A 16,225-nucleotide genomic window follows, 5' to 3' on the forward strand; every position below is an offset into this window, starting at 1 on the left:
TCTCTGAGGGTGGGCAGTACTGCCAGGTATTCCTGTGGGTCGACGCGGAAGCCGTGGCATTCCTCGTCCCAATCGGCCTGCACATACTTCATCTGGTGGAGCATTCCATTCCGGTGGGCGGGGGTGGGGCAATCGTCCGGTCTGCGACCGAACTGGGGCAGTTTGCGCGGCCATTCGCCTCACGAGACATTCACTACTTGGCATTGTGAAACCTGGCGAAGGCATTGACCGCTTCAGTACCTTCAGATGGCTTGTAGAACTGTCGCCCCACCGGGAGTCCCACGTGAACCGCAGTCGCACCCTGCCCGTCGCCGTCGTCTCGCTGACGGCGGCCACTGCTCTGCTTCTGACCGGATGCGGGGGTGGGGGCGACGAGAAGGACTCGGGTAAGGACAAGATCGCCGGGGCGGATGAGGGGGGCGCGAAGAAGACTGCGTCGCCGAGCTCTGACGCGAGTGCTGACGCGAAGATCGACCGGCCGGAGATGAAGTTCCCGTCCGATGTCGATCTCACCTTCGACAAGGTCAGCCTGTCAGACGCCGACCAGGCTGCGGCGTGGAATGACGCCCAGAATTACGCGCGGGCCATCGAGTACGGAATCGTCAAGCAGGACGCCGGAGATGCCGGGTACAAGTTCTACTCGGAGATCGGCAGCCCGGCGCAGTCGTATGCGAAGAAGCAGATCAAGGATCACATCGACGCCGGTTACACCGTCACCGGCGAGCGTCGGTACACGGACGTGAAGGTGGAGACCGTCTCGAAGAAGAAGACCGTCGCCGTCACCTTCTGCACCAACGACAACAAGCTCTTCGGCAAGGAAGTCAAGAGCGAGAAGGTCCTCCGCACCAAGCCGAGTATCAAGGACTACTCCTCCTGGCAGATCTCGATGACCGCCTCGAAGCAGACCAAGGGGCTGTGGCGAGCCGACCTCATCAAGGTGGAGGGCGAATCGCAGCAGTGCATGGGCTGACGGGGACAACGGGAATAACGGGGATAGGTATGCGTAAGCCACTCATAGTGTCGGCCGTCTGCGGCTCGCTGCTCTTCATGGCGGGCAGTCCCGCAATGGCAGCGGATCCGGTCGCGATTGACAGCCAGGGTTCCAAAGGGCCGGACCGCACCGTCGGCGCCGCGGCCAAGATCACCTACACGCGCTCCGGGAACTCTCCGGGCAGCGGTCCCGTCACGTCCGTCGACCCGAACTGGACGCCGCCGCCGTGCTGGTACGCGCCGGAGTGGAAGGCCAGCGAATTCGGGGAGTACCGCGACCGGCTGTACTTCGGGGCCAGGCACGACCCCGACGCCCCACGCGACGCCCTGAAAGAGATGTCGGACGAGAACCAGGGCTACCGCAAGGACAACTACAACATCGACAAGGAGAAGGAAGGGATGTGGTGGGGCGCCCAGTTCAGCCCCGACGCCACCGTCGCCGAGCAGGCGAAATGCAGCGATCCCCCCTTCTGGGTCGACAACGGGGACACCCCGGACGTCCCGAACGCCATCAGCCCCGAGATCCTCGCCGAGCTGGCCTACAACCAAATCCAAGTACCCGGCACCAAGGTCAGCCTCGCCCCCGACGGCCCCTCCAAGGTGAATCTCCCCACCTGGGCCTGGCTCGACAAGGGTGACTTCCAGCCCGTGTCCGTCACCGCGTCGCTCGACGTGCCCGGCCTGCACATCGAGGCCACGACGACCGCGAAGCCCACCGCGCTCAGCATCAAGCCGGGTACGGAGGACGCCGTGCGCATTCCCGCGTCCGGGAAGTGCGAGATGAACGAGGACGGTTCGATCGGGGAGCCGTACGCGAAGGGCAAGGCGAACGAGGAGCCTCCCTGCGGCGTCACCTACCACCGCTCGTCCGGCAACGGGACGTACAACCTCCAGGCCACCGCCACCTGGGACATCACCTGGACCGGTTCCGGCGGCACGGGAGGCGACCTTCCGGACGGCGAGTACGGGGACGATCAGCCGGTCACCGTCGAAGAGGTCCAGTCCGTCAACCGCTGACCAGGCGGGGCCGGTTCGCGCTCAGGCGCGCAGCCTCGCCCCGGCGAACGCAAGCAGGCCCTCCAGCTCGATCCCGCGCGGCGCAGCAGCGTCCACCGCGTCGGGGTCCGGCGGGGGGCCTGCTGCCGTTCCCCGCTCCTGCCCCCCTTCCCACTCCTTCCCGCTCCGCGATGAGCCCCTGGCCGGTAGGCCCCTCCACCTGCGCTGAGAACCCGCAATCCAACCGCGCTCCGCAAATGCCGAAGTAAATGGAAGCAAAGAGACTGGCAAAGTGGAGGGAAAGAGCCGCCGACGGGTGCCGAACCCTTGCTGTCCACAGCGAAGTCCCCCTTCACCGCCTCTTCACATTCAGGACCCCATTACTCCCCCTCCCACCTTGCCTTCGCGGTAGCAAGTACCCATCCCGACGAATAGCGTTGACCCCCTTGGCGATACTCTCGCCGGACGGGACTCGTGTGTGAACTGCCGCCGGGCTCCGGTACGCCGACCACCCAGAGGGACCCGGGGGACACCACGTGAGCGATCTACGCCTCGACGACACGATCTTCGAAGAGCTGCGGAAGACGTTCTCCACGGTCAGCGATCGCATGGATGCCGCCCGGCGCACCCTCCGCGGCACCGACGGCTCGGTCGTCGGCGCGGGCAAGCTCGTCGAGGACGTGCACGAGTTCGCCGACGAGTGGGGTTACGGCGTCAAGCAGCTCGGCAAGCACACGCACGGCGCCGTGAAGATGATCAACAAGATCGGTGAGAAGTTCAGCGAGCTGGACCAAGAGCTCGCCGAGTCCCTCAAGTCGGCGAAGGCGGACTCGAAGGGCTCGAAGGACTCGAAGAAGAAGGGCAAGTAGCGTGGGGAAGCGGCCCGCCTTTCCGCACATCGGTTGGGACCCCACCCCCGGTGACGTGACGGACACGCGCCAGCTCGCGAAGAAGCTCGGCGGACTCGCCACGGAACTCGGCAACGCCGTACGGGACTTGGAGCGGATCGAGTGCGGGGCCTGGAAGGGCAAGACCGCGCTCGCCTTCACCGAGTACATCGGGCAGGACGTCACGCCCCTCGTACGCAAGAGTCATGAGTCGTTCGACAAGGCCTCGCGGGCACTGCACAAGTGGGCCGGTGAGCTGCAGGACTTCCAGGACGAGGCGGACCGCCTTGAGAAGTCGGCCGGGGAGAAGCTGGACGCCCGGGAGGAAGCGAAGCCCGACAGCGACGAATCCGCCAAAGCGTCGGGGGACGTCGACGGGGTCGCCCAGAAGGTCTATGAGCTGGAGGAACGCTACAAGCGGGCCGCCGGAAGCATCAGCAAGGAGCTCGACAAGGCCGGCGACATCGCCCCGGACGAGCCCGGCTTCTGGGACAAGCTCACCAAGGGAGTCGCCGAGGCGTGGGACGCCACGGGTCAGTGGCTCAAGGACCACGCCGACATGATCAAGCTGATCGGCGACCTGCTGAGCGACCTGACCGCGGTTCTGGGCCTGCTGGCCATCATCACACTGCCGTTTCCGCCGCTCTCGGCGATCTTCGGTACGGCCGCGCTGATCGCGACCGGGCTCGCGCTGGCGGCTCACGGGGTGGCCAAGGCCGCTGGTGCCGACGTGAGTTGGACACAGATCGGGCTGGATGCGGTGGGCTTGATGCCGGGTATCGGCGCCTTCAGCAAGGGGATCAAGGTAGCGGGCGAGACCACAGATCTGGCCAAGGCCGCCGGTGCCGCCAAGGCTGCGAATCTCGGCAAGGCGTTCAAGTCGGTCAAGATCGCCCCGTCACGGATGCTGATCTCCACCGGCGAGCAAGCCGGTTTCGTGAAGGGCGGGCTCAAACTGCTGCCGGGCAAGGTCGTCCTCGGCGGCATGGCCGACAACGTCTACGAGGTCTCGCACGCCACCAGCGGCCTGGCCTCGCGCATGGGGGGCATCGCCAATCAGGGCTACCACGCCGGTCAGTGGCTCGGCTCCAAGGGGGCCAACATCATCCCCGGGGTAAACATCAACCCGCTCGGGGCAGGCATCGCCATGGACGCGGGACTCAAGATCTTTCCCAAGATCGAGAGCATTCACCAGCACGTGGGAGAGGCCCTCTTCCCGGGCGATCAATTCGAGAAGTCGGCGTCGGGTGGCTGAGCGACCCGACCTCGCCAGTGACCGCCTCCGGCGACGCCAGTGACCGCCTCCCGCGACTGAGGCCACCGAGAGCACCCAGTACGAGGATGGCAAAGTGAGACCAAGCAGGACTTATGGCCCTGCCGACGCCACGTAGGAAGACGCAGACGGATGACGCATACAGGCCAGGACATCTGGCAGCCCGAGCCCGGCGAGACGCTCCTCACCCGCGCATACGTCACCTTCGCCACCGGTACAGCCACGCGCGTCCGAGGGATGCGATGGTTCCGCGACCCAGAGCGTCGCGACATCCAGGGCGAACTGCCCGGTTGGCCCGAGGGGCCGGTATACACGGCCCGCACGGCCGGCGGCTCGTTCGCGCATAGTGCCGGAAAGGGCGGGCTGATGGCTCTGGGCGGCATCCTCATGGCCGCTCTCAGCTCGGCCGGGGGCAACGTGAGCGGCGGCGGGGGCGGCACGGGCTCCGGCTCCGACACCTCTGATGATCCCGCCGACGAGATCGAGGATTTTCCCGTCCTGTGGGGCGCCACCGGCAGCATCGCCCGCACATTGCCCTGGCAGCTGGACCCTGCGCGCTCCCCCGAGAAGCATTACCGAACCCACGTGATCGTCACCGACCGCCGACTGGTCATCGTGGGGTTTCCGTACTCCAAGAAGCACGACGACCTCATTGAGGACGAAGTGCTCTGGGAGGTTCCCCGTTCTCAGATCGACCGTGTGGAATCGAAGCCCTTCAAGGACGGGACTGACGCCAAGGTCGTCTTTGCCGACGGCTCCTGGTGCAGGCTGCACGCCGTCACCCGGCAGAAGTTCACCCGATACCTGCTCAGCCCCCTCGACCTCATCCCGTTGGAAACCCTGACGCCGGCCCAGCGGACAACCGTCGATAACTTCGTCGAGGAAAGCCCGGCTTCGGAGGACCACGGCCCTCCCCTGGTGAATCGCCGGCCTTGCGGTCACTACAGGGTGGCGTTCTTGAGGTCCGGAAAAGTCGACTCGTTCTTCGGATTCTCCGAAGACACCATGCTCATGGACGCTGATGGCGCCGCGGTGGAGCTCGAGGACTTCCACCCCGACGACGTCTGAAGCCCTCTGCTGAAGCGCCCTGCTGAAGCCCGCCGTTTCCCCGTCTCCCCCACGCACCTGAAATATCCCCACGCACCTGAACCTGATCAGGACGGTCCCACCGCCATGACGCCCCCTGTCGACTCCATGAGCGTGCTTCCGCCCACGGGCACGCCCACAGACAACGAACCCCCGCCACTCTGGTTCAACGTCCCCGACGGCTTCTTCGCCCTCCCTCTGGCCGCCACCCCCGAGGAACGCGCGGACCGCTCCAAGGAGTTCGTACGCAGCCTCTACTCCCGCGGCGACGAATCCATCTGGGAGCCTGCCGCCCCCTATTACGAGGGGGTCGCCGAGCTGATGGCGGAGACCGGGGTCTCGTACTCGGCGATGGGGCTCTTCTCCACGGCGGATTCGGACGCAGAGACGGAAGCCGCCGAGGACGGCAATGCGATCGGGGCCCGATACGAAGGTGCCGACGGCGTCGCCCAGTGCGCGTTCACCGTGGCGGCCGTCCCCACGGACCAGGCCGCGAACGACACCGATGTCGTCGCCCAGGGCATCCTGGCGACCCTCGCCCGCGAACCGCACAACGACGCCCGCTGGCTCGATCTGCCGTGCGGCCCCGCAGTCTCCTGCATCACGCTGACCAAGTACGAGCTCAGTCCACAGGTGACGGCGTCGGGTGAGCCATCGAATCTCCTCACGGGCCAGATACAGGTGCACGTCCCTTTCTCCACGGGCCCGTTCACCGCGATCTTCACCCTCCACACCGCGTCCACGGACTACTGGGCCGAGTTCTGCGACATCATGGCGGCCATCCTCCGGACGGTGAGCTTCACAGAGCCCGTGGAGGACGAACTCGTGGGGGACGAAGTCATGGGGGACGGAGAGGAGCCTTCAGGGGGCTCCGCGACGCCGGGCCCTGCGGCCTGATCCCGCCATGGACTGGTACCCCAGCCCCGAAGAGGACGTGCTCCTGCGCACAGCGGCGAAGTTCGCCACCGGCATGGCCCCGGCCGTCGCCGGGTCCCGCTGGTTCCGCAACCCCGAGCGCGAGGACATCCAGCAAGAGCTGGAGGAACGACAGGGTTGGCCCACCGGGCCCTCCTACGAGCTGAACTCCACCGGAGACAAGGCGGCCCGCCGCACTGGCCGTGCCCTCCTCGTCGGCATCCCCATGGTGGCGAACATCATCGCCAACCTCGGCGGAGCTTCGGGCACGCCTCTGGGAGAGGTGCCCATGCGCGGCAAGCCCCAGGACCCCGCGAACGAAGTCGAGGACTTCCCCGTCATGTGGGCCGCGCCCGGCGCCCTCGCACGCAGCGTCCCCTGGCAGTTGGACCCCTCGCGGCGGCCCAAGGAGCTCGCGACCGATCTGGTTCTGACCGATCGACGGCTGGTCTTTCTCGGTACCCGCTGGGGGACCCTCGACAAGGCCGACGTGTTGGGGGAGTTTCCGCGTGAAGCCATCGCCGGGGCGCGGCAGATGAAGTTCAGCGAGATCAGCGCCGACGTCCGCATCACGTTCAGGGACGACTCCTGGGTCCGGCTCTTCACGGGTACTCCGGACAGCATGCGGCTCGATCAAGTGCTCAGCGGCACTGTGCGGCTTCTGACGGAGCGCACGCTCTCCGCGGGGCAGCGGGCGCGGGTGGCGCAATTCATGGGTGAGCTGCCGAAGACAGCGCATCCGCCGACCTTCACCGTGCTCCGCAGCGGCATCGTCCTTGTGGAGTCCCGTGTCGCCGTGAGGGCCGGCTCGGGGGTCTTCGAGACGCACTCCCTCTTGATGGACGACGAGGGGCGCCCGGCGCAGGCCGCCGCCGCCGACGATCTCTGAGCCGGGCAGTCGAGCAGCCGGGCAGCTGAGCAGCCGAGCAGAAGGACCGCGTAATGACAGCTTGGAAGCCCGATTCCGGCGAGACCCTCCTCGCCCGGATTCCCGTCAGCTTCGCCACCGGTGCGGCCACCCCTGTGTCCGGTATGCGCTGGTTCCGGGACGAGGAACGGCGGGACATTCAAGGGGAGTTGGCGGGGTGGCCCGATGGGCCCGTCCATACCGCCCGCTCACGGGCCTCCCGTCTCGCCCGTCGTGGTCTCAAGGCCGGTCTCCTGGTCGCCCTTATCGCCGTCGTCGGAGCTCTCGGCAACAGCGGGGTCGGCAACATCAGTACGCTCGGCCGGTCCGACGATCCGGAGGACGAGGTCGAGGACTTCCCCGTCATGTGGGCCGCGCCCGGCACCCTCGCCCGCGCCCTGCCCTGGCAGCTCGATCCCGCCCGTCGGCCAAGCACCGACCGCACCCACGCGATCATCACCGACCGGCGTCTCCTCTTCGTCGGGCTGCTGGACGACGAAGAGACCATCTGGGACGACGTCCTGTGGGAAGCGCCGCGTTCCGCCGTCAGTCGCGTGGAGCCGCGTGACTTCGGGAGCGGGGGCGACGTCAAGGTCGTCTTCGCGGATGGTTCGTGGTGCAGGCTCCGCAGCCGGTGGCGTGATGCGTTCGTGGATCGTCTCGGGGACGCGGTGCCGGAGATCGTCGGTCTTGAGGCGCTCACCACTGCCCAGCGCATGACCGTCATGACCTTCGCCGCCGCACATTCCGCCGCCGGTACGCCGCTCGTCACCCGGCAGTCCGACGGGAATTTCCTCGTCGCGATCCGGGCGTCGGACCGTGTCAGTCCGTCCCACGGCCTCTGCGAAGGCCTGCGGGACATGGTCATGGGGCCGGACGGCGACGAGATCAAGGACGAGTGGATGGCCAGTTCCCTCATCCCGCCCCGGAACAGCACCCCCAGAACCCCCATGGAAACGCCCCCGTCGCGACAGTAAAGTGCGCCCAATGAGCTACGGGGTGGAGCGACGGGCTAGCGGTGCGGAGCACGGGGGTCACGAGGGGGGAGGTGGCTCCGGGGGCATGCCGCGCGTGAGCCTTCGTGGACGGCATCTTCGCGGACAGCGCCTCCGCGGACGGCGCCTTCGCGGACTGCACCTCCGCGCACGCGGACAGCACCTCCACGCACGGCGGCGCCCCCTCCTAGGCGTACTCGCCACCCTCTGCGCCGCTCTCCTCCTCGCCTCCGGCACCCCGCACCCCGCGAGCGCCGCCGCGCAGGACGCCGGGAACGACCCCGCCCGAGCGACAACCCAAGCCGCCGCCCTCGCCGACCTCCTGCGCACCAACCCCGTCCACGTCACCGACCAGCTCCCCCGCGACGTCCCCCGCTCCGCCGCCCCCGACTTCGCGAAGCTCGCCAAGCGGACCGGCGTGCCCACCTACGTCCTCGTACTGCCCTCACAGGACCGTGGCGACCGGCTGCTCGGGGCCGTGCACGACCGGCTCGGGCGGGACGGGCTGTATGTGCTCGTCGATGACACGGGGGTCTCCGACGCCGCGGCCTACGGGGTACGCGCACCGGCCGACGACGCGTTCACCGTGTCGCTCTACGAGCTGCCGTACGACGCCGGGCCCCTGCTCAGCTTCGAGCGGTTCACCGACGTCATCGCGCTCGGCGGCAAGAAGGCCGCCGAGCGTGCGGACGCCGCCCGTAAGAAGAGCGAGGCCGCGGGCGGCGACGACGTCGAGAAGATGCACATCGACCCCGTCGACCGCGACAACCAGTCCTTCGTCACCGGGATCGCCCTCACCGGCGTACCCCTGCTGATCATCCTCTTGAGCCCGTATCTGCGGCGGTGGATCCGGCGGCAGCGCGGCCCGAGTGCAAAGGACCCGCGTGCAAAGGACCCGAGTGCACAGGACCCGGGTGCAAAGAAGCAGCAACCCAGCAGCCCCCGGCGGCACTTCACTCCCCTGCGCATCGAAGCCGGTGTCGCCGTACTCGCCGCCGGTGCGGTCGCCCTCGGTGCCTTCCTCGCCTTTCACGAGGACTCGGCCCGTACGTCCCCTCCGCCCACCGCATCCGACCTGTCCAGCCGCGTCGAGCGCGTCGCCGCCGGGCTGAAGCAGGAGGGACAGGCAAACGGGGCGGTCTACAGCGACCCGGAGAGTCCGCGCCCCCTCGACTCCGCTCAGCGCCGCGAACTCCTCGACCGCATCGGAAAGTTCGACCGCGGGCCCATCCGCATCGCCCTCGTACCGCAGCTCACCGAGGACGAGTCCGGCGGCGAGACCGAGATCTTCGTGGAGGCCGTGCGCCAGAAGATGGGCGCCAAGGGCGCGCAGGGGGTGTACGTCGTCGCGGACCCGCTCGGCGGCTCCATCGACGTCGTCACCTACGACGTGCGCATCGACGCCAATCGCATCGCCTTCGACCTCCCCGACTCCATCCGCTACGGCGATGACGACGACCGCTCGGCCGACCACCGGCTCGGCGAACGGCTCGACGACCTGATGACGTTCCTCGACAAGTCGCCGCGCTCCGCCCGCGCGGAGACGTCCTCGCTCGGCATGGACGACGCGCCCGATCCCGTCGAGGACGAGGCCCTGCGCCCGCTCTTCTCCGGCGACTTCTGGCCGGGCCTCATGGTCGGCGCTCTCGCGGCCGGGCTGCTCTTCGGGATCGTCGCGGCGTTCCTCGGACTTCTGCGGCTCTCGGTGCCGGGGCTGCGGCGGACGCCGGCCACCACCGTGGCGGCCGACGGCACCCTTGGCTTCACGGCGCCGCCGGACCCCTCCGCCGGCTTCCTGCGCCGTACCGCGCGTGACGAACTCGACTCACTGGCCCGCGAGTTCGACCCGGACGCCGCTCTCCGCTCCGCCGTCCGCACCCGCGTCTACGACTGCCTCGACACCGCGACGCTGCTCGCCGACCGCGACCCCGACGGCCACGTCGACGACGACGCCACGCCCGCCGATCTCGCCGCCGCGATCGTCCTCGCCCGGGTCGGCCGGAGCGCGCTCAAGGGCAACGACAAACCGTGCTGCGCGCTCAACCCGCTGCACGGGCCGTCCACGGGGTGGCGCGACGCCCAGTACTCGCCGGACGACCAGCGCCTGCGCACCATCCCGGTGTGCGCGCAGTGCCGCGTCCTGGTCGAGGTGCAGCCGCGCCTCGCCTACACGCTCCGGCTCACGCTGCCGGGGGCGGGCCGCTCGGAGCGCGTGCCGTACGAGGACGCGCCGGGGCCGCTGCCCGCCATAGCCAACGGAGTTCCGCAACTCATCCGCCAGGTACGGGAGTACGCCGGTGTTCAGTGACCTCAAGCGTCGCGCCACGGCCGCAGCCGCCGCCCTTGCAGCCCTCCTCGCGCTCGCCGCCCCCCTTGCCCTCGCCGCCCTCCTCGCCACCGCCGTGCCCTCTGCGGCGCAGGTCACGGGCGCGCCCAGCCCCGGCCAGAAGATCGCCGACGCCCTGCGCGAATCGCCGGTGTACGTCGACGCCTCGTACGCCGACTCCGTACCGCCCGCCCGCCAGAAGCAACTCGTACGGCAGATCGAGAAGACCGGCCTGCCGATCAAGGTGGCCCTGGTGCCGCTGGTCCAGGGCGACGCGTACGAAGGCGAGTCCGACGTGTTCGCGGAGGTCGTGCACGACCACCTCGACCAGCGCGAACTCATCCTCGTCACCGGCGGCGACAAGTGGAGCGGCGATCTGAACGGTTTCGAGTGGCCGGACGAGAAGCAGCAGGCCCGCGACGCCGTGGGCGCGGTCGGCTTCCTGGACGAGATGAAGGACGCGGGGCTCGCCGAGCAGACGGCGAAGGCGATCGAGCTGATCGCGAGGGGCGACGGCACCAAGGCGTACGAAAAGGCCACGGAACACCTGGGGGACGGCAGCAGCGGCAAGGGGAACGGCAGCCTCCCCCGCCCGGATACCGCGGAGCAGAGCAACGACTCGCCCTGGCCCGCCTGGCTGCTGCCGGTGGCTGTGGCGGTCGCGCTCGCCCTGGCCGCAGCGGGTCTCGTCCTCTTCGTACGACGCCGGGGGCGCGGCCGGTCCGGTCGGCACCCGAGCGCCACGGGGGCGCCGTTCGCCTTCCCCCGGGCGGTGTTCGCGGCGGCGCGTACGGCGGACGAGGCGGCGCTGCGGCGCCAGACGGAGGCGGAGGTCCTCGCACTCGGCGAGGCGTCGGCCGAGGCACCTCCGTCCACAACACCGCACCTCCAGCGCGCACTTGACGCCTACGCGGCCGCAGGCGCGGTCCTGGACTCGGCGCGCGGGCTGCCGGACCTGGCGGGCGTCCTCTCTCTGGTGGCGGAGGGCCGCGACGCACTGGCCCCGGACCGCGACGGCACGCCCGCGCCGCTCCCCCTCTGCTTCTTCAACCCCTTGCACGGCCGCGCCGACGCGCGCATCCGGTGGCGCCCACTGGGCCGCCGCGACCAGCTGCGCGTGGCGGCGTGCGGGGACTGCGGATCGGCGGTACGCACCCGCCGGGCACCGGAGGTCCTGACGGCCGACTTCGAGGGCCGCAGGGTGCCGTACTTCGAGATCCCGGCCGACCAGAGCGTATGGGCAGCCACGGGCTACGGCTCCCTGCTCCGGGACACGGAGGACGACGGGCTCGCGGCGCGGGTGGGGCGGGGGGACTTTTCGCGGGGGCGGGGGTAGCGGGTACGGCGGCGGTCCCCCGATCGGGCACCGCCCAGGGGATCCCTACCGCGCCGACCGGCTCTTCCCCTTGCCCTTCTTCCGCAGCTTTCGCAGCCGTGCCTGATGTGCGGCTCGGCGTTGTTCCTCGAGGGTCGAGCGGATGCGGTAAGCCGCCCAGCTCAGGGCCGCGGCAGTGACGGCGCAGGTGAGGAGAGCCGGGAACGCACCGTCGATCTGGCGGCAAGTGGACTGGGAGGGGCTGCAGTTGCGGCCAGGAAGCGCCGAGATGATGTACGCCGACACGATCACCGGCAGCGCCCAGCACACGCCGGAGGCGACGCGACGTGCGATACGCCGCGGGGTCGCGTCGCCCCGCAGTGCGTCCGCCGCCCACAGGCCGCCGCAGGCGCCGGCGACGGCCACTGCCCCGGCCATGATCCCGAAGACCCAGGCGCCGCCCGGCCAGTCCGCGATCAGGTCAGGGGATTCGCGGATCACCGTGCGCCAGGCGCCCTTCGCCCAGAGGACACCTGCGGCCAGGGCGAGCAGGGCAAGGACCAAGGCCGCGACGGCGAGGCCGTCGCGGGCCCCGGAGCGGCGGGTGTCGTCGGGAGGCGTCATCGTCAGTCCCAGTGCAGCGTGCCCGCGACCACGTCGAACAGTTCCACCATCTGGTCCGCCAGCGGGTCCATGGGGGTGGAGAAGTTCAGGAGCAGCCAGCTCTTGGTGGCGGGGATCGGGACGTAGTACGTGACCAGGGTGTTCGGGAGCGTGCTGCCGAGTTGGGATGTGGGGTCCGGTGCCTCTTTGCGGCGCTGGCGGACGGCCTTGCCCGCGGCCGCGAGGGTCACCACGCCCACCTCTTCCGCCTGCGAGTCCTCCGCTGCGGCGCTGCTCTTGGACGCCAGGTGCTCCGCCAGCTCATGCGCGTCCGAGATGTCCGGCCACTCGTCGGGGCCCGGAATGCTGATGAGGAGCGAGGAGGCGAGCGGGAGTTGGCCGACCGAGAGGGTCGAGATGTAGAGCTCCGTGCCGCCGACGCCATAGGCGTCCTTGGCCTTGCGCTGCATCTCCCGCATGAACTGCTTCTTGATGTGCGGGGCGTTGTCCACGCCCCGGAACTGCTGGTCCGCGAGGGCGACGATGCCGCGGTCCCGGTCCTCGGGGTTCAGCGGCAGCGCGAACCAGCCGTCCGGCACGATGACGTTGTAGTCGGAGGGCGGCGAAGTGAATTCGCTGGCGTTCTTCATCGGATGCACGTTCCCGAATTCACTCAGGGGTTTCCGGATTCCGGCTTCGGGGCGATTTCGTTTCCGTTCTCGTCCACCAGATCCAGCCGCAGCGACGGGACGATCTCGTCCACACGCTGTGTGTTCTCCTCGGTCAGCTGGATCTTCTCCCAGGTCGCCGTCACGACGACCAGGCTCTGCATACCGGGCGGAAACACCGCGTACCTCACGAACTCGGTGATACGGCGGCCGAAGCCGAGCATCCGCTTGATCTTCAGCGTCGCCTGGACCCGCACCGCGGGGCCCGCCGCCAGGTCCAGGCGGGTCACCTCCGGCTCCCCCACGACCTCGCCGTTCTCCCACTCCAGGAGCAGCGGGATGACTTCGTCCGGCGCGGGACGCGGGACGCCCTCGTCGCCGTACGAATCGATCATCAGGTTGATCAGGCCCTCGCCGCTCTCCGCGTAGTACGCGGCGGCCAGCGCCGGAGCGTCCTCGTTGAGGTTGAGCGCCCGCTCCGCCATGTCGTCGAAGACCGCACTCTTCTCGATCTCCAGGGAGAGCGGGTTGAGGTCGTTGACGGTCTTCGTGGCCAGTGCCTTCGCCTCGGCCTTGGAGTCCTCGCGCAGCGTCAGGTCGACCCAGCCGGGCTGGAGGTCGATACGGACCGCGAAATCCTCGGACAGCGCCGGGACGTCGTCGTCAGGTGTGTTCACTGCGTTCCTTCTTCGGTGGGAGGACTCTGGCCGCGAGATCGCCGGTGGGAGCTCAGGCCACGAGCGGGTTGAGATTACCGTCGAGGCCGAGGCCGGCCAGCGTAATGCCCGCTCCGGTGACTCCCAGACGCGTCGCCGTTTGCGAGATCTTGCTCACGGCATTCGCGTCGAAGTTACCGAGTCCGGCCGCTCCCGACTTGATCGACTTCAGGTCGGACGCGACACCGGGGTCGGCCATGGAGAACGACTTCGGGATGCCCTTGAGGGCACTTCCGCCGCCCCGCTCCGCCAGTTCGTTCCTGGCGGCCGCCCAGCTTCCCTCGCCCGGCTTGAGGGTCTTGAGGTTCTTGCCCCAGGCGGCCTTCGAGAACGGCTCGGTGAACGGCTCCTTGAGGGACTTCCAGCCGTCGCCCTTCTGGAGCTTGAATTTCTTCCCGGAGAGCTTCCGCAGGTTCTTGTTCGCCCTGGTGACCTGCTTCGCGGTCCGCGCCGTTCCGGCCCGCGTCATCTTGCTGAGCGCCGTCTTCGCGAACTTGCCCGCCACCTTCGAGAAGGCCTTGCCCACGCCCATCAGGAGGAAGCCGACCGCCGCGAGACCCACGTCCATCCAGTCCGCATTGCCCTGGAATACCTGGATGATGGTGCAGATGGTGGTGATCAGCGTGGCAATCATGGCAATGGCGCCAAGCACTCCGGCAAGTGCCTGGCCGATCACCGGAATCCAGCCCACCACCAAGGAGAGAATTCCGCAGACGGTGGAGATCAACTCCGTGATGCCCTTGATGTCGTCGACAAGGGACTCCCAGAACCCGTCCTTCAGGGAATCGTCCGCGATGACGTCCTCGATCGCGTCACGCGCGCGCTTCGCCGCGTCGTCACGGACCTTCCTGGCCTGGCCGATCTTCTCGCGGGCCGCGTCGATCGCGTCGCCCGCGCTGTCCCGCGCCTCTTCGAGCTTCTTCTTGTCTTCCTTGCCGTCCTGCTTGTCCTTGCCCTTGTCCTTGTCCGAAAGGGCGTCCAGGCTCTTCTGGTTGGCGCTCTTGCGCTCTTCGGCGTCCTGCGCCTCCTTGAGCGCGAGATCCGCCATCTCCTGGGCGCGGTTCAGGTCGGAGGCGTAATTCTTCGGCTTGGCGTGCAGCTTGTCGTCGAAGCCACCGCCGACCTCCGTCACCTCACTGCCGAAGGCATCCGCCGCCGTGTCATACCGCTTGAAGGCCGCTTCCAGCTTCTTTACGTTGCCCTTGGCCTTCTCCCGGAACTCCTTGCCCGCCTTGCTGTCCCAGGCCTCCACCTCGGAGACCGCCTTGATGTTCCTGATCTGCTTCTCTAGCTCATCGGCGGTCTTGCGGAGCTTCTTCCCCAGATTCGCGACCCGGTCCGCGTCACCGGGAACGGGGTCACTGTCCGCGACCGGGTGCCAATCGCGCGGGCGTCCGGCCATGACTCAGCCCTTCTTCTTCGACTTGGGGTCATCCGCACCGCGGATCGCCTCGGCAAGCTGGTGATCGATGTCCTCGTACGCCTCGGCCGCGGCCTTGGCGATCTGCGCGAGCGCGTCCACCTCGTCCGTCAGCCTTTTGCGGCTCAACTTCCAGTTGTCCGCGAAATCACCGAATTTGTCGGCGAGATCGCCGTTTCCGAAGTCGTCCTCGTACTGACCGCCGAGATCCTCCAGGCCGTCGAAGGCCTTCTTCACGTTACTGAGCCCGGTGCCCATGCCCTTGATCACATCAAGGTCCAGCCTGGCCCGTTCGCCGCCGCCACCCACAGTGCCCCCATGCATCCACTGCCTGCATACGACCGGTGCGACGGGCCGCCGCGGAATACGGCGGCCCATCGCACCGGGTTGTTGCTCACCCGCCCGAAGGCGGAATCACCCGCCCGGAGGCGGAATCACCTGCCCGAAGGCGGAATCACCGGCCCGGAGGCGGGATCACCGGCCCCAGAGCCGGATCACTTGCCCTTGACGCCCTTGGCCAGGTCGTCGTCCAGGTCCTCGTACGCCTTCGCGGCGCTGGTCAGGAACTTGCCCATGCCCGTGAGGCCTTCGATGGTGTCCTTGGCGCCCTTCTTGAACTCCTTGAAGGAGTCCTCGAAGGCCTGCGAACCCTTGCGAGTCGTGTAGCCGTTCTTCACCAGGTTCTCGACGTAACGCTCGAGGGCGTCGAGCTTCTCGTCGATCTTGTCCTTGGCGTCGTTCAGCTTGCCCGCCGCGGTCCGCATCTCCTCATAAGTGATATCGGCGTCTTTGGCCATGTGGCTTCACATCCAATCCAACTCGCCGCAGGGCCATCCCCCTTGGCTCCACCAGTGCGGGCCGCTCAAGCCCGTCCGCCCCCGCGTGCGAGAACGATCGGTTGCTCGTGCGATCTTCCGCTCTTGGGTCAGCAGCTTACGGGTGGGGCTGAAGTGAGCACAGCCCGGTTGAGTCACAGCTCTGCTATGAGCTCGTGGAGCTCCTGCACATCCCGTTGCCTGCGGGAAGGGGGGAGCGGCTATCGTCACTGGAACTGTGGACAGCCTCACAGGCACTGTGGACCAGCCGCTGTGACCGCGCTCCGGAAGCGGTCACAGACGGCTTATGGGG

At 68.3% G+C, this 16,225-nt stretch carries 16 protein-coding genes; 10 read left to right on the forward strand and 6 right to left on the reverse strand.

Going from position 1 to position 16,225, the window contains the following annotated elements; genetic code table 11:
• The first annotated feature begins 283 nt into the window (after positions 1–283).
• From ACQKIP_RS11630 to ACQKIP_RS11675, 10 genes are all read left to right on the forward strand, one after another.
• Positions 284–970 carry a hypothetical protein gene (locus ACQKIP_RS11630; protein ID WP_365862980.1) on the forward strand — a complete coding sequence of 229 codons (687 nt, stop codon included), beginning with the start codon at positions 284–286 and terminating at the stop codon, positions 968–970.
• Between the two features lie 29 nt (positions 971–999).
• Entirely contained in the window at positions 1,000–2,007 is a 1,008-nt protein-coding gene (locus ACQKIP_RS11635) for a hypothetical protein (RefSeq protein ID WP_365862978.1), read from the forward strand.
• Between the two features lie 515 nt (positions 2,008–2,522).
• Positions 2,523–2,855, forward strand: coding sequence for a hypothetical protein (locus tag ACQKIP_RS11640; protein WP_365862976.1), 333 nt, complete (start codon positions 2,523–2,525; stop codon positions 2,853–2,855).
• A gap of 1 nt (position 2,856) precedes the next feature.
• Entirely contained in the window at positions 2,857–4,128 is a 1,272-nt protein-coding gene (locus ACQKIP_RS11645; RefSeq protein WP_365862974.1) for an enoyl-CoA hydratase/isomerase family protein, read from the forward strand.
• Between the two features lie 150 nt (positions 4,129–4,278).
• Positions 4,279–5,214 (forward strand): hypothetical protein, encoded by a 936-nt coding sequence (locus ACQKIP_RS11650; RefSeq protein ID WP_365862973.1) that lies wholly within the window; start codon positions 4,279–4,281, stop codon positions 5,212–5,214.
• A 105-nt stretch (positions 5,215–5,319) separates the two neighbouring features.
• A complete protein-coding gene (locus ACQKIP_RS11655; protein WP_365862971.1) occupies positions 5,320–6,129 on the forward strand; it encodes a hypothetical protein in 810 nt (269 codons plus the stop codon).
• A 7-nt stretch (positions 6,130–6,136) separates the two neighbouring features.
• Entirely contained in the window at positions 6,137–7,036 is a 900-nt protein-coding gene (locus ACQKIP_RS11660) for a hypothetical protein (RefSeq protein ID WP_365862970.1), read from the forward strand.
• 53 nt (positions 7,037–7,089) lie between these two features.
• On the forward strand, positions 7,090–8,031 hold the full coding sequence (locus ACQKIP_RS11665; RefSeq protein WP_365862969.1) for a hypothetical protein: 942 nt from the start codon (positions 7,090–7,092) through the stop codon (positions 8,029–8,031).
• A gap of 85 nt (positions 8,032–8,116) precedes the next feature.
• Positions 8,117–10,357: a hypothetical protein gene (locus ACQKIP_RS11670; protein ID WP_427742885.1), complete on the forward strand. Its 2,241-nt coding sequence runs from the start codon at positions 8,117–8,119 to the stop codon at positions 10,355–10,357.
• Positions 10,347–11,711: a hypothetical protein gene (locus ACQKIP_RS11675; RefSeq protein ID WP_365862965.1), complete on the forward strand. Its 1,365-nt coding sequence runs from the start codon at positions 10,347–10,349 to the stop codon at positions 11,709–11,711. Before ACQKIP_RS11670 ends, ACQKIP_RS11675 begins: the two co-directional genes overlap by 11 nt.
• 45 nt (positions 11,712–11,756) lie before the next feature.
• On the opposite strand, the gene ACQKIP_RS11680 is transcribed toward ACQKIP_RS11675, so the two are convergent.
• From ACQKIP_RS11680 to ACQKIP_RS11705, 6 genes are all read right to left on the reverse strand, one after another.
• Positions 11,757–12,314: a hypothetical protein gene (locus ACQKIP_RS11680; RefSeq protein ID WP_365862964.1), complete on the reverse strand. Its 558-nt coding sequence runs from the start codon at positions 12,312–12,314 to the stop codon at positions 11,757–11,759.
• A gap of 2 nt (positions 12,315–12,316) precedes the next feature.
• Complete coding sequence (locus ACQKIP_RS11685) at positions 12,317–12,943, reverse strand: hypothetical protein (protein ID WP_365862962.1); 627 nt, start codon at positions 12,941–12,943, stop codon at positions 12,317–12,319.
• Between the two features lie 23 nt (positions 12,944–12,966).
• Entirely contained in the window at positions 12,967–13,638 is a 672-nt protein-coding gene (locus ACQKIP_RS11690; protein ID WP_365862960.1) for a hypothetical protein, read from the reverse strand.
• A 52-nt stretch (positions 13,639–13,690) separates the two neighbouring features.
• Positions 13,691–15,079 (reverse strand): hypothetical protein, encoded by a 1,389-nt coding sequence (locus ACQKIP_RS11695; protein WP_365862958.1) that lies wholly within the window; start codon positions 15,077–15,079, stop codon positions 13,691–13,693.
• Between the two features lie 3 nt (positions 15,080–15,082).
• Positions 15,083–15,421 (reverse strand): hypothetical protein, encoded by a 339-nt coding sequence (locus ACQKIP_RS11700; protein WP_365862956.1) that lies wholly within the window; start codon positions 15,419–15,421, stop codon positions 15,083–15,085.
• Between the two features lie 170 nt (positions 15,422–15,591).
• The gene (locus ACQKIP_RS11705; protein ID WP_190085684.1) at positions 15,592–15,894 is read right to left on the reverse strand and encodes a WXG100 family type VII secretion target; all 303 of its coding nucleotides are present in this window, start codon (positions 15,892–15,894) and stop codon (positions 15,592–15,594) included.
• Positions 15,895–16,225 lie beyond the last annotated feature (331 nt).

The organism is Streptomyces sp. NPDC059900, assembly GCF_050270335.1.
Classification (GTDB): Bacteria; Actinomycetota; Actinomycetes; order Streptomycetales; family Streptomycetaceae; genus Streptomyces.